The sequence below is a fragment of the Citricoccus muralis genome (assembly GCF_003386075.1).
In the GTDB taxonomy this organism is placed as follows: Bacteria; Actinomycetota; Actinomycetes; order Actinomycetales; family Micrococcaceae; genus Citricoccus; species Citricoccus muralis.
This window is the reverse complement of sequence record NZ_QREH01000001.1, coordinates 2,784,601-2,807,300: the sequence shown is the minus strand read 5'-3', so window position 1 is coordinate 2,807,300 and position 22,700 is coordinate 2,784,601. Positions and strand designations below refer to the sequence as shown.

Below are 22,700 nucleotides of genomic sequence, written 5' to 3'. Positions count from 1 at the left end.
GATCGGCCCGGTCCGTTGGTTCATTACTTGTGTAACTAACCTAGCAACCTGCCCTCACCCTGTCCACCCCCGCTTTCAGTCGAGTTCGGGTGGGTGTTCGACGCGAACACCCACCCGAACTCGACTGAAAATCTCCGGCCTCCGGTTCGTTAGGCTGGCCAAGTGAAGATCGCGACCTGGAATGTGAACTCCCTCCGTGCCCGAGCCGACCGCGTCGAGTCCTGGCTCGAACGCACCGACGTGGATGTCCTGGCCATCCAGGAGACCAAGTGCAAGGACGAGAACTTCCCCTGGGAGCTCTTCGAGCGCATGGACTACGAGGTGGCCCACTTCGGCTTCTCCCAGTGGAACGGTGTGGCCATCGCCTCCCGCGTGGGCCTGACAGACGTCGAACGGACCTTCGCGGGCCAGCCCGCCTTCGGCAAGGGCGGCCTGGACCCCGTCCAGGAAGCCCGGGCCATCGCCGCGACCGTGGGCACCGGGGCGGACGCGGTGCGACTGTGGTCCCTCTACGTCCCCAACGGCCGAGCCCTCGATGACGAGCACATGCCCTACAAACTGCAGTGGCTCCACGTGCTCAAAGAGCAGGCAGCCGCGGATCTCGCCGCCGACCCGAACCTGCGCCTGGCCCTGACCGGCGACTGGAACATCGCCCCGCAGGACGAGGATGTCTGGGACATCCAGTTCTTCCGGGACCAGGGCCTGACCCACGTGTCCGCACCGGAGCGTGCCGCCTTCCACGCCTTCGAGAAGGCCGGGTTCCAGGACGTCGTCCGCCCGCGCCACCCGGGCCCCGGGGTCTACACCTACTGGGACTACACGCAGTTGCGCTTCCCCAAGAAGGAGGGCATGCGCATCGACTTCGTCCTGGCCTCACCGGCTCTCGCCGGCTCCGTCACGGACGCCTGGATCGACCGTGAGGAGCGCAAGGGCAAGGGCGCCTCGGACCACGCCCCCGTGGTGGTGGACCTCGGCCCCTGAGCCGGAACATCATGGAGTACCAGTCCGAGCTGCGCGTCTACCAGCCCCTCGCGGCCTTTCCCGACGCCGTCCAGGCCGAGTACCAGCGCGCCAGCCGCCGCACGCGCGCGGCTGCCGAGCAGGAGGCCGCCCTCCGGGCACAACGCCGGCTGCTGCGCGACGTCACCGACCCGTTCCCGCACGGTCGCGATCTGGTCCGCGTGCTGCGGGTCCCCGTGGCAGACGGCGAGGCCCCGGTCTCCGAGTACTTCTGCCCGGACGAAATGGCCCTGCGGAGCGAACTGGCGGCCGAGCAGCTGGCTGACTCGATGCGCCCGCAGATCTTCACCCTGCTCGTCCCAGAAGCGGCCCGGCAGGCCAACATCGAGCGGCTGGCGGAGCACCTGGAGTTCGAGGACTCCGAGGCCCTGCACCAGGTCCACACCCGCACCGCGGTGTGGGGCGTGCCCGCCGGATGGTTCGCCCTGGTCCACGAGGACGACGAGGTGACCGTGATCGGGGACCCGGACTCCCCCGAGTCCGTGCGCCGCACCGTGCCGCTGGAACTGGCCCTGGAGCGGGGCCGGCACGCCGCCGTCGTGCTCTCCCTGCACGCCCCGGACATGGACCTGCTGAACGACTTGACCATCCTGGTGTCCTGGCTGGAGTCCTTCCACCCAGACTCCCGCGTGGAGCTGGACTACGGCGGGCTGGCCCGGCTCGTGTGGCCGGACGACTCCCCCTTCGATGTCCGCACCGCGATCGAGGCCCTGGAGGACGGCGAGACCGAGGCCGCCGTGATCGCGAACCACCGGATGGTGCGCCGCTGGCTGCCGGTGCGGCAGCTGGGGCGCGCAAGCTGAGCCATGGCGCGCTGACCGGCGGTTCACATGGGGAGTTCTCCCCATCGCACCGGACTTGTGAACGCGGTGTAATGGTGGGCGGGAGAATCGAGGCCGACCGCGGCCCGGGCCACCACCACAGGGGAGGACTTCGCAGTGGGATTCAGTGACTACGAGATCAGCGCGGATCCCGCGCGCGCGATCGTAGAGTCGGCACGCGGCCGCTTCCAGGACCTCGACGGCATGGAGAACAAGCTCGAGGCCACCGGCGATGCCGTGGCGTCGGCGGCGGACGAGGACAAGATCACCAAGGCGCTGAAGGACTCCTATACGAACTTCCAGCGTCCCTTCGTGGTGACCATGATCAGCACCGCGGACAGCATCTTCTCCACGACGGACAACGTCATCAACATCTATGACAACGCGGACTCCTCCATGGCGGACGATGCGAAGGCCACGGCTGTCGAGGACATGGTCTACGAGGCCACCAAGTACGACAACGTCCCGGATTACAGCGCCACCGACTCCACTGGCGACCAAGGCAAAGAGGAGACTTCCTGGTGACCACGGCCCTAGGACCCACTCATGCCGGCATCATGTTCACGTCCTTCCTTCCGGACCCGCTGCCGGACGGCGAGGCCGTTAAGGCGGCAGCCAAGGAGTACACCACACACGGGACCACGATGGACGATGCCTATGTCGAGACCAACACCACGTGGGGCACCCTGCCCGAGAATTTCCAGATCCCCGAACCGGACATGGCGACCACCCTCACAGCCCTGCGAGACATGGTGGAGCCTCTCGGCGCTGCCGTCGTGGACGGCATCGATGACATCAAGTCCGCCATGGACGCGTATGGCGACTCGATCGTCGGGTTCGCCTCCACGCACCAGAGGCTCAAGGAGCGGGTGGACGAGTACAACGCGCTCCCCGCCACCGAGTACACCGCGTCGCAGAAGTCCGTGGCCATCGAGGACGGCGAGTGGCTGCCGACCACGAGGACCGAGACCCGCCGCGCCGTCCTCGAGACGGACCTCATCCAGGCCCAAGAGGAGTACGAGGGCTACATCGACACCTGTGTCTCGGCCATCGAGGCGGCCACGCCGTCGGTGGTCAAGGACCAACCTGCGAACGTCACGGCGAACATCAAGCTCATCCAGAAATCCTATGAGCTCGCCGCCACCTGGTCCGAGCGTGGCGCGGCCTTCCGCGGCGCCGGCCAGGGCCGCATGCGGTTCATATGGCGTGCCGATGTCAACACCCTCTCCGATTTCGTCAAGGACGGCGTCCCCGGCTGGAAGGCCGTGCACACGGAGGGAACCTGGCTCAACAATGCCCCCGGGTGGTTCAAGAACAGGATTCCTGATCCCGCGAACTTCACGGACCTGAATGCCGTCAAGGCCATGGACAGCTGGTATGAGTCCGGCATCACCAAGATGTCCCACGCCTCCGATCGGTTCAGAGGCATGCTGATGGCATCCATGCCCGCTCCGGTCTTCAACCAGCTGGACAAGCTGAAGAACAGCCGCGCTGGGAAGTTCCTCAGTCTGAACTCGGTCAAGAAGGTCAACGGCAAGTGGAAGGTCGAGGTCAACGTCGGCGGCAAGCGCTCCTACCTGGTCCCGGAGAAGATCCGATCCCAGATGGGCAAGTTCGACAAGGCCAACGACTTCTTCAAAAAGGTCGGGGACAATCCGGTCGTCAAGAACGGCGGGAAGGTCCTCGGCGCCCTGGACATGGGGGCCACCTACTACGAGTCCTACGGCAACAACTACAACGAGGCATTGCGGGAGAACCCGAATGGCTCTCCCGATGCGGTCCGCAACGAGGCGATCGCCTCGACGGCCATCGAGGGCACGGCTGAGAACGCCGGCAAGGTCGTCGGCGGCGTGGTCGGCCGTGCTGCCGGTGCCGCCGTGGGCCAGGCACTGATTCCCATTCCCGGAGTGGGTGCGGCCGTCGGAGGTTTCGTCGGCGGCGTCGTCGGCGACTACGTTGGGGGCAAGGTTGGGGCTGCCGCTGGCGAATTCATCAATGACTGGCGTCAGGGCGGAGCCGACAAGGCATTCGGGGACGCCGGGAAAGCGATCGGTGATGCGGGCACGGCCGCAGTTGATGGCGTCAAGGACGTCGCGTCGAGTATCGGCAAGAAGTTGTTCGGCTGGTGAGCCGAAACGGAAAGGTCCAATCCTTGAGCACTGTCACCATCACCGGTCGTACCGACCGGGCACAGATGACCATCCCGGAGCACTGGAGCGCCGAGGACATCCGGGACGAGATCGAGCTGCTGTCCGTCCTGAAGGGTAAGGACGGGGTCTTCGCCCCCAACCTCGTGGTCACTCTCAACGCCCACGACGGGTCGATGGCGGAGTTTCTGTCCTCGGCTGTGGGGAACATTTCCCAGACCCTGACCGAGGTCCGCTTCATCGACATCACCCTATGGAATCCCGGAGGCGCCCTGCCCGGGCAGACCCCTGCACTGGACGGCCGGGCCGTGACGTATACCCACGTCTCCCCCGCGTCCGGAGAGGTCCTCCGCACTACGGACTGGCTCTTCATCGAGAACGGGCTGGCCGTACAGGCCACGGGAACCACGGCGGCCCCGGACTGGATGGCCCTCGGTCCCGAGCTGGAGCAGATCGCTTCCTCGCTGGTGCTGGCCGAGGACGCCGGCACCGCCGGTGCCCCGGTCCGCACGGAGTTGCCCGAGGGCGCCCTGGACGAGCTGGCGAGCGGAGAATTGGGAGCTCCGGTGGAATCCATCAGCGGCATCGGCCGGACCCAGACCTTCGATTACGCCGGCGCCTGGGTCCACGCCTCGGCGATCGCCCTCTTGGACGAGATGGCCGAGGGATTCAGGATCGGCCGGATCAACGCCGATTCCTACCGGGACCAACTGGCCGAGCTGGAGAGCGCCGGACTGGCCCAGGGCACCAAGCTGACGGACACCGGCGAGTACGCGCGCCTGCACCTCGATGAGCCAGACGCCTCGTTCCGGATCAGCGCCGCCGGGTCGGGTGGCGCGATGTACTACCAGGCCTGGCTATACGGCCCCACGGCCCTGGTCACCGCAGGAACCGGATATCACACCCAGGTCGGACTCCAGGCTGACGAGGCACCGTCGCGGGACCACGTCAACGTCCGGATCTTCCCGATCACCGAGTTGGCACGGGAGATGGCCTCCTGGCTCGGCGTGGGCCCGGCCTGGCCGCTGCCGGCGCTGCCCGCAGGCCTACCCGCGGAACGCTTCGAGCAGCGCTGGGCCGGCAATACCGAGATCCCTGGGACCGCGAATCCGGTCCTGGCCGCCCTCTGGGAGCAGGACTGGTTCACCTGGGAACTCTCGGCCCAGGGGCCGGAGGGTGAGATCGATCCGGTCGCCTACCTCAACGGAGGCCCCTTGGGGCACTACCGCCTCGGGTCCGAGGACGGGCGCACGTGGCTGATGCCCACTCCGTCGGTCTATCTGTACGACCAGTTGGACGACCTGATCGCCGCTACCATCTACGGCCGACCCGCCCGGCTTCGCTGACACGTTCCACGGACCGTTTCGCAGCCCATTACTCTCAGGGCATAGCCTGACTGTCCACGTGGATCCAGAATCGAAAGGCCCCGCATGCTGTTGCGCACCATCCTGACCACCCCGGCGTATCTGGGGATGCTCGTCCTGATCGGCGGGGCCGCCGCCTTGTTGTTCTACATCGCCTGGCGGTGCCTCAACGGGGACACCCGCACGTGGGCCCTGCTGCCACCTTTCCCGTTCCAGGTATCTAAGCACAACACCTGGCCGTTCATGCTCCTGATGATCGGCCTCACCCTGCTGACAGCCCTGCCCTCGGTGTTCTTTGAGGCCGCCCGGATGGAAGAGGCCCGTGAGGCCACGTGGAACGTCGTCTTCATCCCCCTGGCCCTGGTGATCCTCTCCTTCATCTGGTGGCCCTTGGCCTGGACGCCCCGCTGGTTCCGCAACTGGGCCGCGCAGAACAACCCTGGCGCCACCCCGTGGTCCCTGGAGGAGATCGAGCGCGTCAAGGCAGCGCCCCCCTCCAAACGTCGCAACCGCGCCATCAAAGACATCGCCCGCGTCGCCGGTGAGGAGCATGTCGAGGGCATGGTCCCCGAGGGAATTCTCGACAAAGTCGAGGAAAAGGGAATCAAGCACGACGAGAAGCACGGCATTACCCCAGACATGGACACCTTCGAACGCGCCAAGATCATCAGGGCCAACCGTGCCCGGTGGAAAGAAGAGAAACGCCAACAGAAGCAAGCCCGCCGCAACCACCAGTCCTGAACCTGACGCTGAGCGCGAAGCCGAAAGCCCCTGAGCCCGACCCCTGGCATGAATCCACCTGACCACTAGGCTGGGCCCATGACCACGGGACCGCTGAGCACCCCACCGTCCGAGGCACGCAACCACCCCATCAACCCCTGGTGGGTTGATGCCGTGATCTACCAGGTCTATCCCCGTTCCTTCGCGGACGCGGACGGGGACGGCATGGGCGATCTCGCCGGCGTGACCGCCCAGTTGCCCTACCTGGAAGAGCTCGGGGTGGACGCGATCTGGCTCTCGCCGTTCTACGTCTCCCCGCAGCGGGACGGCGGCTATGACGTGGCAGACTACCGGGACGTGGACCCCCTCTTCGGCCGTCTCGAGGATGCCGAACGACTGCTGGACGCCGCTCACGCGGCCGGACTCCGGGTGATCGTGGACCTGGTGCCCAACCACACCTCCTCCGCCCATCCCTGGTTCGTCGAGGCACTGTCCGCGGACCCGAACACCGAGGCCGGGCGCGCCGTCCGCGACCGCTACATGTTCCGGCCGGGGACCGGCGCGGACGGCGCGGAGGCTCCGAACAATTGGCAGTCCACCTTCGGCGGGCCGGCCTGGACCCGCTCCACGAATCCAGACGGCACGCCCGGAGACTGGTACCTTCACCTGTTCGATTCCTCCCAACCGGACCTGAACTGGGACAACGCCGAGGTCCGGGGCGAGTTCGAGGACATCCTGCGCTTCTGGCTGGACCGCGGCGTGGACGGCTTCCGCGTGGATGTGGCCCACGGACTCGTCAAGGCCGAGGGCCTGCCGGACCACCATGCCCGCCCCGGCATGGTCACGGATGCCGAGCCCCTCGCCGCCGCAGGGGATGCCGATGCCGGTGAGGACGTCGCCGGCCACCGGGAGTCCAACCCGCAGGACCATGCCCACCCCGTCCCTTATCACGATCAGGAGGGGGTCCACGAGATCTACCGTTCGTGGAACGCCGTCCTGGCGGAGTATGACCACGATCCGGTGCTCGTGGCCGAGGCCTGGGTGTCCCCGCTGGAGCGACTGTTCCGTTACGTCCGGCCGGGCGAGATGCACCAGGCCTTCAACTTCACCTTCCTCCTAGCAGGGTGGGACGCAGTGCGCATGTCCGATGCGATCACGGTCTCTGTCCAGGAGGCCGAGAAGGTCGGGGCGCCGAACACCTGGGTGCTGTCCAACCACGACACGGTCCGGCACGCCTCACGCTTCGGGCTCGCCGACCCCACGCGCTACCCCAACGGCCTCGGAGCCGAGGACGAACAACCGGACGAGGCCCTGGGTTGGAAGCGCGGCCGCGCCGCGGCGATGATCGAGCTGGGGTTGCCCGGATCGGCCTACATCTACCAGGGGGACGAACTCGGCCTGCCCGAGCACACGACCCTGGATGACTCCCTCCGCCAGGACCCCACGTTCGTACGCACCGAGGGCGCGGAGAAGGGCCGGGACGGCTGCCGCGTCCCGATGCCCTGGCGCGCCGACGCACCCGGGTTCGGCTTCGCCGTCGGTCATCACGTCAATACCGGTCCGTCTCCGGTCAACCCGAACACCCCCGCCACCCCCGGGCACGACGCCGGCGCGGCACCTCTCACTGCCGCGGCACCCTGGCTGCCCCAGCCGGAGTCCTACGGGACGTACGCGGCGGACCGGCAGGTCGACGTCGTCGGTTCGACCTTCGAGCTGTATCGGCAGCTGCTCGGCGTCCGCGGGGAGCTGGACCTGGGCACCGGGGCCTTCGCGTGGTCTCGCTTCCACAGCCCCGAGCTCGGCGTGCTGGCGTTCACCGTGGCCACGGGCGGCGGCCAGGGCGGTTATGACCTCGATTCCGGTGACCACATCCCGGAGAAGGTCGCGCTGGTCATGGCCAACATGGGTCAGACGGCGGTGGAGGTCCCCGAGGAGTATGCCGCGGCGATCTTCAGCCACGACGAGGCGATGCAGGACGGGCAGCTGATGCCCGATTCCGCCGCCTGGTTCCTCCGACGCTGAGAGGTCGAGGACGACGAAGGCCCCCACTCTGCTGAGTGGGGGCCTTCTCTTGCTGGTGGCTCCGACCGGCGTCGATCCGGTGACCTTTCGATTTTCAGTCGAACGCTCTACCAACTGAGCTACAGAGCCTGGCATCTCCGGCCGAAACCGGTGATCGCCAAGATCCTCCGAGCCGGGAAAACCGGTGATCGGAACATCCGAGCGACCCTGACGGGACTTGAACCCGCGACCTCCGCCGTGACAGGGCGGCGCGCTAACCAACTGCGCTACAGGGCCAGTGTGCGAGAACTAACTCTACCAGACTGATTCCGGGCTTCTGACCACGAGTGGCCAGTCCAACCGGAAGGCTGGTCGTGTCAGTACTGCGTACCCCCAACGGGATTCGAACCCGTGTCGCCGCCGTGAAAGGGCGGTGTCCTAGGCCTCTAGACGATGGGGGCCAGAACACTTCGGGTTCCCGAAGTGGACCCATAGGAGTTTAGGCCGTCAAGGCCCCCCACCGCAAACTGTGTCCACGCACACGAGGGAGGATGGAGGGGTGAATGACGATCCCACCCCCACCCCTGCCGATCCTGCCGGGCCCGACCCCGTCGGCGTCGACATGTCCGAGGAAGACTTTGACCAGGCCGTGTCCGATGCCCTGGATGCCATCCCTCCCGCGCTGGCCCAACGACTGTCCAACGTGGCGGTCTTCGTGGAGGAGGAGTACGAACCGGAGCCGTGGGAAGACCCGGGGATGGAGCTGCTGGGTCTCTACGACGGCATCCCGCTGACCGAACGGGCTGAGATGCCGTTCCAGCTCCCGGACCGGATCGTGGTCTTCCGGGGTCCGTTGTTGCGGATGTGCAGCGACCGCGAGGAACTCGTCGAGGAGATCACCGTGACCGTGGTCCACGAGGTCGCGCACTTCTTCGGGATCGATGACGACACCCTGCATGCGCTGGGCTGGGGATGACAGCCCTGAGCAAGCGTTCCACCCCGGAAGGGCAACACGCCCGCGATGCCCCGGGAAATGACACCACTGTTGTTTATGATTCCAATGGGACTCGTGTTGCTTTTGTGACAATAGTGCATCTATTGTCACTACCGTGGCGCCTTTTGGCAGGCCACGTGACCATCGCGCAGTGATCTCGTGACGGTGACGTGACCATCCCGCACCGTGGTTCGGCTCATCCTGGTGATGACCGGACCTGCCAACCCACTCGCACGGGTGCCACAGTGAGGAACTGCCGTGAACACCCGCCGCACCGTGGGCGTGACCGCCGTCGTGGCCGCCGTCGCCGCCACCGCCCTGGCCGCCGTATCCCTACCGGCCGTCTTCGACGCCTCCTCGGACACCGTCCAGGCAAACCTGCAGCGCGCCGACCAGGCGACGAAGGCCAACGAACCGGACATCGACCGCCCGGAGATCCCCGCCCTCGATGACGTGGTGGCCGCCAAGGAGCAGTCCTCATCCAAGACCGCGATGGCTGATCGCCTGCAGGTCTCCATCCGCCAGTCCGCGGAGCGGGAGCGCCAGGCCGAGGCCCGCGCCCAGCAGGCCAACGAGGGCGTCCGCACCGCCAACGAGGCCTTGGCAGACCGTAACGAGACCGCCAACGCCACCCGGCAACGCGCCGATGCGACCACCGAGTCGGCCGCTACCGCCCGTGACGAGTCCGGCACCGTGGCCGCGGATCTGTACCGCGGCGGCCAGACCAGCGCCGGCGAGGTCCTCCTCGGCGACGAGGACACCTTGGCCCGCCAGGCCACCGCAGAGAAGGTCGCCGCGGACAAGGCCCGCGTGGCCGAGGAGTCAGCACGCCAGGCCGCGGAAGCCGAGGAGCTGGCCCGCCAGGCAGAAGCCGCGCAGGCCGCCCAGGCGGAGGCCACGGCCGCCGCCGAGGAACAGCAGCGCCGCCTCGAGGCAGCTGCCCAGGCGGCCGAACAGGCCGAACAGCAGAACGAGGCTGACCGCCAGCAGCTCATCACCCTCTTGGCCGAGCTCGAGGACCTCACCGTGGCCGAGGCCACCAGCCAGGTCGAGGCCATGGAGCAGTCCGAGCGGGACAACGCGCTCCAGGAGGCCATCGCCGCCTCGGAACAGCTGGCCGAGGAGCCGGCGGTGGACGCTCCGGCACCGACCGCCGCACCCGCTGCCACTGATCCGGCGAGCACCGCACCGGCCACCACGGTTCCCGTGATCCCCGCAGCCCCGGCGAGCACGCCCACGGCATCAGCCACGCCGACCGCCTCTGCGACGCCTCCTTCTCCCACGGCGACGCCGACCCCGTCCGCCACCGCCACTGCCTCGCCGACCCCCACGAAGACCCCGACGGCGACGCCGACTCCCACCCGGACGGCCACCCCGACTCCGGCGCCGAGCACGCCGGCCGCCCCGAAGCCCACGAAGACGCCGGCGCCCACCAAAACGCCTACCCAGAAGCCCTCCCCGGCGCCGACGTCAGGCTCGTGGACCTCGACCGCCACCGCCTGGGCCGTCAACAAGGCCAACGAGGCAGGCACCTACTACACGTGGGGCGGCAACGGCCCGAAGGGCTATGACTGCTCGGGCTTCACCCGGGACGCCTTCGACGCCGCCGGCAAGTACCTGCCGCGCACGTCGACGGATCAGTACCGGGCTGCCAAGCAGTACGTCCCGCTGTCCCAGCTGCAGCCCGGCGACCTGGTGTTCTGGTCCTCCAACGGCGGCTCCAGCATGTACCACGTGGCCGTCTACATCGGTGACGGCAAGATCGCGCACGCCCGCAACCCCACCATGGGTATCTCCGTGACCGCGCTGAACTACGGCGGCATGTACAACATCCACCCGTACGCCGGACGCTACTGACCGTCAGGTCAACCCGTCCCCCACAGCTCACGACGCCGGTCGGTCACCTTCCGCAGGGAAGGCGACCGACCGGCGTCGTACTCGGTGAGCTCGGTGAGCTTCGCGGGCAGAGTTCAGCACTCTTCTCTGCCCGCAAGGCTCAGGAGAAGGTGGGTCCGAAGCTGGCGCGGTGGGCCAGGCGGCTGTCCTTGAGGTAGGGGACCACCATGACGGGCCCGTGGGCGTGGGAGATGACGCCCTGGGAGGTCGAGCCCAGCAGGGCACCGGTGAAGCCGCCGTGGCCGCGGGTGCCGACCACGGTCAGCCGGGCCGTCTTGGACTCGTTGACCATGACGTCCACGGGGACACCGTCCACGATGTCCGAGGTGATCTCGAGGGAGGGGAACTCCGACTTCAGCCAGTCGATGCCGGCTTCGAGCCGCTCTCGCATCTCTCCGACCAGGGACTGCTCGTCCACGGTGGCGGGCAGCCAGGCGACGGCCCCGGAGATCGGCGGCATGGCGATCACCACGCGCAGCGGGGACTGCCGGACCTCGGCCTCGAGCGCGGCGGCGAGGGCCGCGATCCGGCCCTGCTCGGAGCCGTCCACACCCACGATGACCGGCACCCCGGCTGCGGCGCGGGAGGCGTGCTCACCCTTGGGGACGATCACCACGGGGCACTTGGCGTGGGCGGGCAGGGCGGAGGCGACGGACCCGAGCAACCGGCCGAAGAACCCACCGCGTCCGCGACTGCCGGCCACCAGCAGGTTGGCGTTGGCGGAGTAGTCGACGAGGACACCGGCGGCGTCCCCCATCTCCACGCGGTGCACGAGCGGCACCTCGAGCTGGCCGAGCTGGTTGACCACGCCCTGCAGCACCTGCATGGCGCCGTCACGGATCATCGTGTCATCCGGGACGCCGTAGCCGGCCTCGAGGGCGGAGGCCGCGAACACAGGCATCGTGTAGGCGGTGACGAGGGTCAGCGGCAACCCGCGCAGCTCGGCCTCCCGGGCGGCCCACTTGGCGGCCGAGACGGATTGCTCGGAACCGTCCACACCCACCACGATGCCGTGCGTGGTGGCGGCGTCCTGGGTGCTCGGGGTGTTGTCCTGTTCCTGCGAACCGGTCATGACGGCCTCCTGTCATTCACGCCGTTGTCCTCGTTGACACGGGCTGATGGTGATTCCAGTTTAGAACCCCAGCAACGGTTCCTCACAGTACCTGGCCCCCGCCGTGAAGTCATCGAGGGGTTCCACCAGGCGCGTGGGCAGGGGGTCGGACAGCAGGTGGCGCACGAGGGCGTCCCGGCGGGTGCCGCCGCCGGTCAACGGCCCGTTGCTCGCCGCGAACACGATGTTGCCCCGGCGCCGGCCCTTGAGCATCTGCGGATCGGCCAGCGCGGCGACCGTGGAGAACGCCTCCCGGAGGGTCGCCGCCTCCTGCCGGGCCGCCGTCAGGTCCGGGCCGCCGCCGTGGTTGACGAGGTAGATTCCGTCCCCCACCACGCGCGCCGCGGCCCGGGCAGCCTCCACTCCGAGCAGGTGCCCGGGCGTGAACTGGTCCTTCGGCGTGGCCCCGGCGAACACGTCCCGGATGATCACGTCCCGGCTGCCCTCATGCGCCCCGGCCAGCACCTCTCCCGCTTCCGCCACCCGAATGCGCAGCTGCGGGGCGCGGGGCAGGGCGAAGCGCTCCCGTGCCAGGGCGGCCAGGCCGGCGTCGAGCTCGACGGCGGTCTGCCGGGCGTTCGGGAACCACACCGCAGCCCAACGGGCCAGGGTGCACCCGGCCCCACCGAGGTGCAGGATCCGCAGCCCGGCATCCGGTTCCCACCGGTGCATCACGACGGCGGCCATCCACCGCATGTACTCGAAGCCCAGGTCCAGCGGGGTCTCCGGATTGATCTGGGAGGACTCCGCCCCGTTGAGCTTGAGCAGCCAGGCGCCGTCCGTGAACGGGTCGCGCAGGATCTCGGCGGTGCCGGCGTCGATGGGGAAGACCCCGGGCTCGATGGTGGGCGCGGCGGCCCCGCGGCGGCCACGCTCGCTGCGGTGGTCCTTCACGCCGGCCTGGGCTCTCTTCGCACCGGCTTTGGCCTTGCCGGCCTTCGAGCCGCGGTCACGCGCCACGGCGCACCATGAGCTGTTGCGTCAGCCCGGCCCAGGGCCCGTCCAGGGGAACAGGCTCCCCCTCGGCGGCGAAGCCGTGCCGCCGGTAGAAGGACTGGGCGCGGACGTTGTCCTCGACCACCCACAGCTGGCACGGACTGTCGCCGATCGCCCGCTCCAGCAGGGCGTCGGCCACGCCGCTGCCCTGGGCCTCCGCCAGCACGTACAGCGCGGAGAGCTGGGTCTGCGGCAGATCGGCATCCTGCGGGTTCTGCGGGTCGTGCGGGTCCTGGACGGAGCCGGCCGCGGCGAGGCCCACGCAGCGTCCCCGGGCGTCCTCTGCCATCCAGAGGACCTGCCCCTTCGCCATCAGCCCGCGCCAGTGCTCGACCTGGCGGTCCAGGGTGGCCTCCGCCGCAGCGAAGAACGACTCGTCCCGCAGGTGCCCGTAGGCCTCCCGCCAGGCCCGGGCCTTCAGGGAGAGCACCGCCTCGAGGTCCGCCGGGGCGGCGTCGCGAACGTAATAGCGGGTGCCGGCGGCACCGTGTCCTCGCCGGGTCACTGGTCCTTCAGTGCTGCTTCCAGCCGTTCGAGCTTGCCGTCCAGCTCGCCGGTGTGGCCGGGACGGATGTCTGCCTTGAGGACCAGGGAGATGCGGGACCCGTAGGGGGCCACGGCCTCGACGGCAGCCTTGACCACGCCCATGACCTCATCCCATTCACCCTCGATCTCCGTGAACATCGAGGAGGTGCGGTGGGGCAGGCCGGAGCCGCGGACCACCTTCACGGCCGCAGCCACGGCGTCGTGTACGGAACCGTCCCCGGGCTGGCTCTGGGCGGCCGGGCCATCGGGACGGGGGTTGCCGGAGGGGGAGACAGAGAAGGCGATGATCATAGGTCCAGTCTGCCTCACCGCCTCCAGCGGACCGAAGCCCCCGGGCCGCGTCAGCCGCCGAAGAGCGGGGAGACCGCCTTGACCAGTTCGCTGGCACCCAGCACCACGAACACCAGGGCGGTGATGCCGAGCAGCCCGTTGTGCACCCAATTGTTGCGGAACTGGGAGGGGACCAACCGCTTCTGGTTGTTCAGGATCAGCAGGGTGACGGCCAGGAACGGCATGAACAACGCGCCGAGCGTGCCGTAGAGCAGGATCAGGAAGATCGGCCGGTCCAGGAACAGCAGGGACATCGGCAGGATGGTCAGCCAGATCAGGTAGAAGCGGGCCGGCTTCGACCTCAGCGACGGGGCGTCGTCCTGGTCCAGGCTGTCCGCGGGCTTGCGGAAGTTCGTCCAGAAGTCGGCGAACATGAGCGAGACCCCATGCCACACACCCAGCAGGGAGGAGAAGGACGCGGCGAAGAAACCGATGAGGAAGACGTAGGAGTAGGCCTCGCCGTAGCGTTCCGCCAGGACGTTGCCGACGTCCAACAGACCCTCGTCGCCGGCAGAGATGGCCAGTCCGGCCGAGTGCAGCAGCTCCACACCCATGATCATGGTGGCGATCACGAAGATGCCGGTCAGGGAGTAGGAGACCGCATTGTCATACCGCATGACCTTCATCCACTTGGGTCGGTTCCAGCCCTTCTCGCGGAGCCAGTACCCGTAGGCCGCCAGGGTGATCGTGCCGCCCACGCCGCCGGCCAAGCCGAGCACGTAGAACATGGCCCCGTCCTCCTCGGGGATGCGCGGGATGAGGCCGGTGAGGATGTCCCCGATGTTCGGGGCGGTCAGGAACGCAGACCACAGCACCGTGATGAACATGATGCCGATCAGCACCGTCATCAGCTTCTCGATGAGGTTGTACTTATTGAGCCAGACCAGACCCATGCCGATCAGGCCGGAGGCGATGGCGAACACCTTGGAGTCCACCACCGGGAAGAGCGTCGCCAGTGGTAGCGCCACCGAACTCATCGCGGTGGCCCCGTAGACGAAGCCCCAGATGATGATGTAGATGCCGAAGTACCAGCTGGTCCAGACGCCGAGGGTGCGCCAGCCCTGGAAGATCGTCTTGCCGGTGGACAGGTAGTACCGGCCCACGCCCTCCACGAGCACGATCTTGAAGATGACGCCCAGGACCACGGCCCACATCAGGGCGTATCCATAGCGGGAGCCCGCGGTCAGGGTGGCGACCAGGTCGGCCGCGCCCACACCGGTGGCGGCTGCCACGATGCCCGGGCCCATGGAGTTCCACTTGACCTTGACGGGTTTTTCGTTGATCTCGGCATCGGTGAACCCGACGATGTTCGGATTGTGGACGGGGTGCCCCATGTCCACGTGGTCGCCTCTTGACATCTGTGCCCCTCGTTACTAATCCGTGCGTTGTGCACCACAGACTAGTGTGGTTTGCCGTGAGTCAAGGAATCTTCGTCACCACCACCACCAACGGCGCCGGCAAATCACTCGTCACCCTCGGGATCGCCGACTCCCTCTACAAGAGGTCCGGCAGCATCGGCTACCTCCGCCCGGTCGTCCCAGGGGACTCCGTGGAGACGGACCCCATGGTCCAGTTGATGCGGGCGGACTATGGGCTCGACGCCGGCCTGGCCCGGGGCGGCGTGACCGCCGCCGAGGCTCGGCGCATGGTGGCCGAAGGCCGCACCGACGAGCTCTACGAGAGCTGCGTGGCCCTGTTCGAGGAGATGGCAGGGGCCTGCGGCATCGTGGTGGTGGAGGGCAGCGACCTGGCGGGCGCGGATCCCGCCGTCGAGCTCGATCTCAACGCCGAGCTGGCCCGCCACCTGAGTGTTCCCGTGGTGGGCGTGGTGTCCGCCGCCGGTCTGGACGGCACCGCTGCGGCCGACGCGGTGGACCTGGCCCGGCGCACCCTGGACGAGTCCGGGGTGGACCTGTTGTCCATGATCGTCAACCGGGCCGATCCGGCCCGCCTCGAGGAGATCGAGACCGCCATCCGGCCCGGCCGCCATGAGTGGCCCGTGTACGTGCTGCCGGAGTTGCCGGAGCTGTCCCTGCCGTCCGTCTCCGAGGTTGCCACCGCTCTTGGGCTGACCCAGGTGGCCGGGAACCTGAACCTGGACCGCGACGTCTCCGAGGTCAAAGCCGTCTCCATGGAGGGCGGCAACTTCCTGCAGATCCTCCGTGAGGGCGCCCTCGTGCTGGTCTCCGGCGACCGCTCGGACGCCGTCCTGGCCACCGTGGCCTCGTCATTGGCCCCGGAGTTCCCCGTGGCCTCCGGGATGATCCTGACCAACGGGATCGAGCCCAACGAGCAGATCCGGCGCCTGTACGCCGAGGCCCCGTTCCCCATCTTCACCACGTTCGCGGACACCTTCAGCACCGCGCGGGCCGTGTCCGCCGTGCGCAGTGAACTCTCCAGCGCCCAACCCCGCAAGACGGCCGCAGCCCTGGGAGCCTGGCACCAGCGCGTGGACGGCACGGAGCTGCTGCAGCGCATCGACCTGCCGCGGGCCGCGCGCACCACGCCCTTGCGGTTCCTGCACGGACTGATCGAACGGGCCCGGTCCGAGCGCAAGACGATCGTGCTCCCGGAAGGCGAGGACACCCGCATCCTCCGCGCGGCCGAGATCCTGCGCCGGCGCGACGTCTGTGACCTCGTGGTGCTCGGGCATGAGGCCACCATCCGGGACCTCGCCGCCAAGGAGGGAGTGGACCTGGCCGGGCTGACCCTGGTGGACCCCTCCACCTCCGAGGCCCGCGAGCGCTACGCCGAGGAGTACTCCCGGTTGCGCGCCCACAAGGGGATCGACCTGGACCGCGCCCGGGACATCATGACCGAGGGCGCCTACTTCGGCACGATGATGGTCCAGCTGGGAGACGTGGACGGCATGGTCTCCGGCGCCGCCCACACCACCGCGAACACGATCCGCCCTGCGCTGGAGTTCGTCAAGACCCGGCCCGGCGTCTCGATCGTCTCCTCCGTCTTTTTCATGCTGCTGCCGGACCGCGCCTTGGTCTATGGCGATTGCGCCGTGAACCCGGATCCGAACGCCGAGCAGCTGGCGGATATCGCCTACGCCTCCTCGCTGACGGCGCAGCAGTTCGGGGTCCAGCCGCGCGTGGCCATGCTGTCCTACTCCACCGGGGGCTCGGGGACGGGGGACGCCGTGGACAAGGTCCGCACCGCCACCGAACTCGTGCGGGACGAGCACCCGCATCTCAAGGTGGACGGCCCCCTGCAGTATGACGCGGCCGTCAACGCCTCGGTGGCCGCCTCGAAGATGCCGGATTCGGAGGTGGCAGGCCAGGCCACCGTGTTCGTGTTCCCGGACCTGAACACCGGCAACAACACGTACAAGGCAGTCCAGCAGTCCTCCGGGGCCGTCGCCGTCGGGCCCGTCCTGCAGGGGCTGAACAAGCCGGTCAACGACCTCTCCCGGGGCTGCACCGTGGACGACATCGTCAACACGGTGGCCATCACCGCCATCCAGGCCCAGTCTGACCAGTCAGGTCAGGCCGAACAGTCCAACCAGTCCGCCCGATCAGGAGCGTGAACCCGTGCTGATCCTCGTCATCAACTCCGGTTCGTCCTCGCTGAAGTACCAGCTGCGCGAGGTCGCTGCGGACGGCACGGAGCCTGCGGAGCCCGTGGTCGCCCAGGGCCTGGTGGAACGCATCGGCGTGCCCGGCTCCGGTGTGGACAACCACGCCGAGGCCCTTGAGCAGATCGATGCGGAATTGGAGCAGGTGCTCCAAGGACGCACCATCGACGCCGCCGGTCACCGCGTGGTCCACGGCGGTGAGCGCTTCAAGGCCCCGACCCTGGTCACCATGGAGGTCATCCGTGCCATCGAGCGCCTGGCGCCACTGGCCCCGCTGCACAACCCCGCCGCGGCGCAGGGCCTGCGCGCCATCGCCGAGAAGTGGCCGGACATGCCGCAGGCCGTGGTCTTTGACACCTCGTTCCACCAGTCGATGCCCGAGGAGGCCTGGCGGTATGCCCTCCCGGACGCCCTCTACACGGAGAACGGCATCCGTCGCTACGGCTTCCACGGCACCAGCCACGATCTCGTCACGGGGATCGCCGCGGAGACGCTGGGCATCCAGCGCGCCGAGTTCAACGCCGTGATCCTGCACCTGGGCAACGGCGCCTCCGCCACGGCCATCCGCGGTGGGGCCTCGGTGGACACGTCCATGGGTTACACGCCGCTGGCCGGACTGGTGATGGGCACCCGGTCCGGGGACGTCGACCCCTCGATCATCACGCACCTCATCCGCAACGGGGCGTACGACGCGGAGCAGATGGACCGGATGCTCAACAAGGAGTCGGGACTGCTCGGCATGACCGGCAACGCGGACATGCGCCAGGTCATCGACTCGGCCCACGCCGGCCACCGGCGGTCCCGGACCGCACTGAAGGTGGCCTCTTATCGCCTGGCGAAGTACGTGGGCGGCTACCACGTTGCCGTCGGCGGCGCCCAGGCCGTGGTCTTCACGGCCGGGATCGGCGAGAACTCAGCGCCGTTCCGCTCGGCCGTGCTGGACCGCTTGGAGCCCCTGGGCATCGCCTACGACGCCGAGGCGAACCTCGAGCGGTCCGAGGCTGCCCGCGTGATCTCCACCGAGGACTCGGCCATCCCCGTCCTGGTGGTGCCCACGAACGAGGAGATGGCGATCGCGCAGCTCACCCTCACAGTGGCGCAGGACCATGGCGCACTGGAGCGCTAACCCGCCGGCACCACCGCCACGTCGCCCTCCCGGCGGGAGTCCTCGGCCCCGGTGACGGTGCCGGCCTCGTAGTCGATCTCCAGCGCCTGCACCGAGCCGAAGGTGGCATCGGCCCGCTCGGTCACGCGCGGTTGCCACCCGCGCTGGTGGATCAGCGCGGCCACGTCCTGCGCCGGCTGCTCCTCCAGCGAGAGCACACCGTCCTGGAGGTAGTGGCGCGGGGAGTCGACCGCCTCCTGCAACGGCACATCCTGCAGGGCCCAGGGCACCATGACGGTGGCGAGGATCGCGGGGATGACCTGCCCGCCCGGGGACCCCAGGCCCATCACCACGCGTCCTTCGGAGTCCAGGACCAGGCTGGGTGCCGACCAGCTGACGGACTTGCGCCCCGGCTCCGGCTGGTTGGCAGGGGTGTCCAGGGATTCGAACCGGGACAGCTGGTTGTTGAGGAAGAACCCTCCGACGGTGCTGGCCTCGGCGCCGCCCCAGAAACTGGTGATCGTGTTCGTCATGGACACGGTCAGGCCTTCGTCGTCGATCACAGTCAGGTGCGTGGTGTTCCCCGCCTCGACAAGCTCAGCGGCCTCGGTCGGCTCAGCGTCCCCGCCAGCGCCGACAGCGCCATTCGCACTGGCCGCATTGGTTCTTCTGGCCGCACTCTGGTCAGTCACGGCGGACGAGGCGAGGGCCGGCGCCACCTCGGTCCGGGCCAGCTCGGCGTTGGCCTCCGGGTCCGTGAGCCGCTCCACGGGGACGTCCACGAAGGCCGGGTCCCCGAAGGACTCCGTCACGCTGGCGTCCGCCACCTGCCAGGCCGCGGCCATGGCGTCCACATACTCAGCGGACCCGGGCTCGGCCTCCGCCACCCCGAGCGCCTCGGCGACCTGCAGGAATTGCACGACGGCGGCGCCCGGCAGCGGCGGTGCGGCCGAGACATACTCGTAGTCGCCGACCGGGCCTCTGACCGGTTCGGAGGTGACCGTCTCATAGGCGGCGAGGGACTCGGCATCGAGCCCGTCCACGGCGGTGAGGTCGTCCACCAGGCTTCCCGTGTAGAGAGCGTCCGGGCCCTCCTGGGCGAGCGTCTCCATGGTGGCCGCCAACTCGGCCTGGACCAGGGTCTCCCCCTCCTCGAGCGGCCCGGCTCCCCCCGCGCCCTCACCAGAGTGGAACGGAGCGAGCCCCTCGATGGCCCCGGGCCCGTAGTCGGAGCGCATCCGCTGGGCCAGCAGGGGCGAGACCGGAAACCCCTCGTCGGCCAGCTCGATGGCGGGGGCCAGCAACTCGGACCACTCCAGGGAGGCGTGTTCGGCGTGCAGGGTGGCCATCCCGTCCACGAAGCCCGGGACACCGGTGCCGGAGGACGGGATGTCCCCGTCCTGGGCCACGGTCTCGCGGTAGTCATAGGCCAGCGGGTCACCATCTCCGCGGGCGACCAGCGCCGAGCCACCTCCCCCGATGCCGGAGGCGAAGGGTTCCACCACGGCCACGGCGAAGGCGGTGGCGATGGCGGCATCGGCGGCGTTGCCGCCCTGTTCCAGGATCTCGGTCCCGACCTCCACGGCCGCCGGGTGTCCGGCGGCGACCGCCTGCTCCTGGAGGGCTGCCGCGGAGGCCGACGGCGCCGGCGTCGTTCCGGAGGTGCCGTTCGAGGGTGGACCGGAGGCTGAGGAGGACGGGGAGCCGGACGCCGGTCCCGATGGTTCCTCCGGTGCTGGGGCGGCGCATCCGGCCAGGGCCAGCAGCACGGCCGAGAGGGCGGCCACGCAGGCCAGGGCGGGGACGGAGGTGCGGGTCCGCTGCATCAGGGTTCCTCGGGTGTTCGAGTACGGCGGGCCCGAGCGATCCTAATGGTTCCGCCTGTGCGCCGTCTGGGCGGCGGCTGGGCGCGTCAACCAGTCGCCATCTCTACACTGCCCACGACCTCCCCCGCCACCACCACTGCACAGGACAGAATGGCTTCCATGACCCCAGCCAACGTGCCGACCGCCTCGGGTTCCTCCGCGGCGTCTCCGCCGTCCGGCGTGCGCCTGACCGGCCTTGACGCGGCCCGGGCGCTGGCCATCATCGGCATGATCGCGGTGAACGTGGGTCCCCGGGGTGAACCGGGGATGGCGGGATTCCTGTACGACTTGCCGGTGGGCCGGGCCTCCATCCTGTTCGTGGTGCTGGCCGGGGTGGGGATGTCCTTCCTGACCCGGGCCGCCCGCACACCCGGCGGCCGGCTGCCGTGGCGGACGGTCCTGTGGCGCTTCGCGCTGCTGTTCGCCGGCGGACTGGCCCTGCAGGAACTCGGCCACGACGTCAGCGTCATCCTCGCCGTGTATGGGGTGCTGTTCCTGCTGTCCCTGCCGTTGCTGAAGGCTCCGACGCCGGTCCTCGCCGCCCTCGCGGGGATCCTGTTGGCCCTGGGGCCCGTGACCTGGATCGGGGCGCAGCTGGCGTCCGGGACCGTCTTCCAGTTCGCTGACCCAGACCTGAGCAACGACGTGCCCCACCTACTCCACCGGATCTTCATCTCCGGCTCCTACCCGGTGCTGGTGTGGTGTGTGCCCTTCCTGGTGGGGCTCATCCTGGGACGGGCGCCCCTGACCGACCGCAGGCTGCAGAAGCGGCTGGTGCTGTGGGGTGGTGTTGCGGCAGCCGGCGCCTACGCGCTCTCGCAGGTGCTGATCCGGCTGTTGGGCCAGCCGGGCGACGAGATCGGCTGGGACCGGCTCCTGTCCGCCGTGGGGCACTCGCAGATGCCGTTGTGGCTGATCTCCAGCATCGGCACGGCACTCGTGGCCATCGGCGGGTTCCTCTGGGCCGGGGACCTCGTGGACCGCCGCCTGGGGATGCTGGTCTCGGCCGGGCGGCTCTCCCTCAGTATCTACGTGGCGCACCTGTTCGTCCTCGCAGCCATCATCCGGCCGGAACCGCACACCCTGCTCCGGGGCTACCTCATCTCGATCGTGTTGTCAGCGGTGCTGGTCCTGCTGGCCCACCTGTGGGTGAGATGGCGGCCGATCGGCCCGTTGGAGCAGCTCATGCGCCTGCCCGCCAGACGCTGACATTCAGGCCCGGGTGCCGACCAGCACGCGCTCACGGCGGCGGACCCGCTCCAGCACGCGGGCCGGCAGGTTCGTGGTGATCTGCTGCACCCCGGCCCGCAGCAACAGGTCCACGTCCTCATCCCGGTCCGCCGTCCACACCCGCAGGGTGCGACCCGCCGCGAGCCACGCCTTCACGTCGGCCAGGTTCTCCCGCACATAGGCCACCCCTGGCCCGGCGATGCCCGCACGGCCCTCCCAGATCAGCCGTTCGGCGTCCGCCACGGCCTGCCGCAGCGTGGCCCGCACGGCGGCACGGCTCAGTGGGCCGAGGTTGAAGCGGGTCGGCACCGGCTCGGCGGGCACCACGGAGAGCAGCTGGCACAGGTACTCGGAGCCCACCGATGGCGCGAGGTACTGCAGGGAGCCGGCGTAGAAGCTCATGAACGTCACCTCGACCGCCCCGATCCTCGAGGTCTCCGGATCCCAGCCGGCGCCCAGCAGCCAGGTCAGGGCGCGTTCCTCGAGCTCATGGCCGAAGGGGCTCGGATGCTTGAGTTCCAGGGCCAGCCGCACGGGGCGGCCGGCGGCGGCGAGCAGCTCGACCAGGTCCGGCAGCGTCAGCAGCTGGGCGGAGGCGGGGCCGTACTCGCCCGGGATCCGCGCGCCCTTCCACCGGTGGAAGTCCAGCCGGCGCAGCTGGGCCAGCGTGTGGTCGGCCACTGGACCGGACCCGTCGGAGGTGCGCTCCAGGGTCGGATCGTGCAGGCAGACCAGGTGCCGGTCCCGGGTCAGGTGGACGTCCACCTCCACACCGTCCGCCCCCTCGGCGAGCGCGTGCAGGAACGCCGCGCGGGTGTTCTCGGCGTAGGCTCCGGAGGACCCCCGATGGGCGATCACCAGCGGTCGCCGCAGCGTCCGGTGCCGGTCATCGTCGGTATGATTCGGGGTGGTGCCGGGGCGCGGGGTGTCGGACACGCCCTCAGGTTACGGGGCCCGCCACGCGGGAACCG

At 69.0% G+C, this 22,700-nt stretch carries 19 protein-coding genes and 3 tRNA genes; 12 read left to right on the top strand and 10 right to left on the bottom strand.

Annotated features, from left to right (window positions below; translation table 11 throughout):
• The first annotated feature begins 162 nt into the window (after positions 1-162).
• The 7 genes from C8E99_RS12475 to C8E99_RS12445 all read left to right on the top strand — a co-directional run bounded on the left by C8E99_RS12475 (position 163) and on the right by C8E99_RS12445 (position 8,094).
• A complete protein-coding gene (locus tag C8E99_RS12475; RefSeq protein ID WP_115932556.1) occupies positions 163-981 on the top strand; it encodes an exodeoxyribonuclease III in 819 nt (272 codons plus the stop codon).
• Between the two features lie 11 nt (positions 982-992).
• Positions 993-1,823, top strand: coding sequence for a DUF8083 family protein (locus tag C8E99_RS12470; RefSeq protein WP_115932555.1), 831 nt, complete (start codon positions 993-995; stop codon positions 1,821-1,823).
• Positions 1,824-1,958: 135 nt separating this feature from the next.
• Entirely contained in the window at positions 1,959-2,366 is a 408-nt protein-coding gene (locus C8E99_RS12465; protein ID WP_115932554.1) for a hypothetical protein, read from the top strand.
• Positions 2,363-3,970 carry a hypothetical protein gene (locus C8E99_RS12460; protein WP_115932553.1) on the top strand — a complete coding sequence of 536 codons (1,608 nt, stop codon included), beginning with the start codon at positions 2,363-2,365 and terminating at the stop codon, positions 3,968-3,970. Before C8E99_RS12465 ends, C8E99_RS12460 begins: the two co-directional genes overlap by 4 nt.
• Before the next feature lie 23 nt (positions 3,971-3,993).
• Positions 3,994-5,334: a hypothetical protein gene (locus C8E99_RS12455; protein ID WP_115932552.1), complete on the top strand. Its 1,341-nt coding sequence runs from the start codon at positions 3,994-3,996 to the stop codon at positions 5,332-5,334.
• Between the two features lie 84 nt (positions 5,335-5,418).
• Positions 5,419-6,093, top strand: coding sequence for a hypothetical protein (locus C8E99_RS12450; RefSeq protein ID WP_115932551.1), 675 nt, complete (start codon positions 5,419-5,421; stop codon positions 6,091-6,093).
• A gap of 78 nt (positions 6,094-6,171) precedes the next feature.
• On the top strand, positions 6,172-8,094 hold the full coding sequence (locus tag C8E99_RS12445) for a glycoside hydrolase family 13 protein (protein WP_115932550.1): 1,923 nt from the start codon (positions 6,172-6,174) through the stop codon (positions 8,092-8,094).
• Between the two features lie 53 nt (positions 8,095-8,147).
• On the opposite strand, the gene C8E99_RS12440 is transcribed toward C8E99_RS12445, so the two are convergent.
• From C8E99_RS12440 to C8E99_RS12430, 3 genes are all read right to left on the bottom strand, one after another.
• A tRNA-Phe gene (locus tag C8E99_RS12440) sits at positions 8,148-8,223 on the bottom strand.
• A gap of 73 nt (positions 8,224-8,296) precedes the next feature.
• Positions 8,297-8,370, bottom strand: a tRNA-Asp gene (locus C8E99_RS12435).
• Between the two features lie 91 nt (positions 8,371-8,461).
• Positions 8,462-8,534 (bottom strand) — tRNA-Glu (locus tag C8E99_RS12430).
• 161 nt (positions 8,535-8,695) lie between these two features.
• On the opposite strand from C8E99_RS12430, the gene C8E99_RS12425 reads away from it, so the two are divergent.
• Together C8E99_RS12425 and C8E99_RS12420 are read left to right on the top strand one after the other, a co-directional pair.
• A complete protein-coding gene (locus C8E99_RS12425) occupies positions 8,696-9,049 on the top strand; it encodes a metallopeptidase family protein (RefSeq protein ID WP_115933465.1) in 354 nt (117 codons plus the stop codon).
• Between the two features lie 276 nt (positions 9,050-9,325).
• Positions 9,326-10,924 carry a C40 family peptidase gene (locus C8E99_RS12420; protein ID WP_115932549.1) on the top strand — a complete coding sequence of 533 codons (1,599 nt, stop codon included), beginning with the start codon at positions 9,326-9,328 and terminating at the stop codon, positions 10,922-10,924.
• A gap of 139 nt (positions 10,925-11,063) precedes the next feature.
• On the opposite strand, the gene C8E99_RS12415 is transcribed toward C8E99_RS12420, so the two are convergent.
• From C8E99_RS12415 to C8E99_RS12395, 5 genes are read right to left on the bottom strand one after another with little or no spacing between them, the layout of a single operon-like run.
• On the bottom strand, positions 11,064-12,035 hold the full coding sequence (locus C8E99_RS12415; RefSeq protein WP_115932548.1) for a universal stress protein: 972 nt from the start codon (positions 12,033-12,035) through the stop codon (positions 11,064-11,066).
• A gap of 60 nt (positions 12,036-12,095) precedes the next feature.
• Positions 12,096-13,034 (bottom strand): spermidine synthase, encoded by a 939-nt coding sequence (locus C8E99_RS12410; RefSeq protein WP_211309041.1) that lies wholly within the window; start codon positions 13,032-13,034, stop codon positions 12,096-12,098.
• Complete coding sequence (locus C8E99_RS12405) at positions 13,024-13,575, bottom strand: GNAT family N-acetyltransferase (protein ID WP_115932547.1); 552 nt, start codon at positions 13,573-13,575, stop codon at positions 13,024-13,026. Before C8E99_RS12405 ends, C8E99_RS12410 begins: the two co-directional genes overlap by 11 nt.
• Positions 13,572-13,907, bottom strand: coding sequence for a thiamine-binding protein (locus C8E99_RS12400; protein WP_115932546.1), 336 nt, complete (start codon positions 13,905-13,907; stop codon positions 13,572-13,574). Before C8E99_RS12400 ends, C8E99_RS12405 begins: the two co-directional genes overlap by 4 nt.
• A 50-nt stretch (positions 13,908-13,957) precedes the next feature.
• Complete coding sequence (locus tag C8E99_RS12395) at positions 13,958-15,304, bottom strand: Nramp family divalent metal transporter (protein WP_115932545.1); 1,347 nt, start codon at positions 15,302-15,304, stop codon at positions 13,958-13,960.
• A 56-nt stretch (positions 15,305-15,360) separates the two neighbouring features.
• Between C8E99_RS12395 and pta the strand changes: the two genes are divergently transcribed.
• Both pta and C8E99_RS12385 read left to right on the top strand, forming a co-directional pair.
• Positions 15,361-17,481, top strand: coding sequence for a phosphate acetyltransferase (gene pta / locus C8E99_RS12390; RefSeq protein WP_115932544.1), 2,121 nt, complete (start codon positions 15,361-15,363; stop codon positions 17,479-17,481).
• A 4-nt stretch (positions 17,482-17,485) separates the two neighbouring features.
• Positions 17,486-18,655, top strand: a complete 1,170-nt coding sequence (locus tag C8E99_RS12385; RefSeq protein ID WP_115932543.1) for an acetate/propionate family kinase — start codon at positions 17,486-17,488, stop codon at positions 18,653-18,655.
• Here C8E99_RS12385 and C8E99_RS12380 read toward each other — a convergent pair.
• Complete coding sequence (locus C8E99_RS12380; protein WP_115932542.1) at positions 18,652-20,460, bottom strand: gamma-glutamyltransferase; 1,809 nt, start codon at positions 20,458-20,460, stop codon at positions 18,652-18,654. The genes C8E99_RS12385 and C8E99_RS12380 overlap by 4 nt on opposite strands.
• A 159-nt stretch (positions 20,461-20,619) precedes the next feature.
• On the opposite strand from C8E99_RS12380, the gene C8E99_RS12375 reads away from it, so the two are divergent.
• Positions 20,620-21,708, top strand: a complete 1,089-nt coding sequence (locus C8E99_RS12375) for a DUF418 domain-containing protein (RefSeq protein WP_147301234.1) — start codon at positions 20,620-20,622, stop codon at positions 21,706-21,708.
• Positions 21,709-21,711: 3 nt separating this feature from the next.
• Here C8E99_RS12375 and C8E99_RS12370 read toward each other — a convergent pair whose 3' ends face one another.
• Entirely contained in the window at positions 21,712-22,602 is an 891-nt protein-coding gene (locus C8E99_RS12370; RefSeq protein WP_115933463.1) for a glycerophosphodiester phosphodiesterase family protein, read from the bottom strand.
• Positions 22,603-22,700: the final 98 nt, after the last annotated feature.

Excerpts from the sequence above, each read along its gene's own strand:
- C8E99_RS12445 (WP_115932550.1), top strand. The coding sequence starts at position 6,172 with ATGACCACGGGACCGCTGAGCACCCCACCGTCCGAGGCACGCAACCAC.
- C8E99_RS12415 (WP_115932548.1), bottom strand. The coding sequence starts at position 12,035 with ATGACCGGTTCGCAGGAACAGGACAACACCCCGAGCACCCAGGACGCC.
- C8E99_RS12375 (WP_147301234.1), top strand. The coding sequence starts at position 20,620 with ATGACCCCAGCCAACGTGCCGACCGCCTCGGGTTCCTCCGCGGCGTCT.
- C8E99_RS12470 (WP_115932555.1), top strand. The coding sequence starts at position 993 with ATGGAGTACCAGTCCGAGCTGCGCGTCTACCAGCCCCTCGCGGCCTTT.
- C8E99_RS12380 (WP_115932542.1), bottom strand. The coding sequence starts at position 20,460 with ATGCAGCGGACCCGCACCTCCGTCCCCGCCCTGGCCTGCGTGGCCGCC.
- C8E99_RS12425 (WP_115933465.1), top strand. The coding sequence starts at position 8,696 with ATGTCCGAGGAAGACTTTGACCAGGCCGTGTCCGATGCCCTGGATGCC.
- C8E99_RS12395 (WP_115932545.1), bottom strand. The coding sequence starts at position 15,304 with ATGTCAAGAGGCGACCACGTGGACATGGGGCACCCCGTCCACAATCCG.
- C8E99_RS12450 (WP_115932551.1), top strand. The coding sequence starts at position 5,419 with ATGCTGTTGCGCACCATCCTGACCACCCCGGCGTATCTGGGGATGCTC.
- C8E99_RS12400 (WP_115932546.1), bottom strand. The coding sequence starts at position 13,907 with ATGATCATCGCCTTCTCTGTCTCCCCCTCCGGCAACCCCCGTCCCGAT.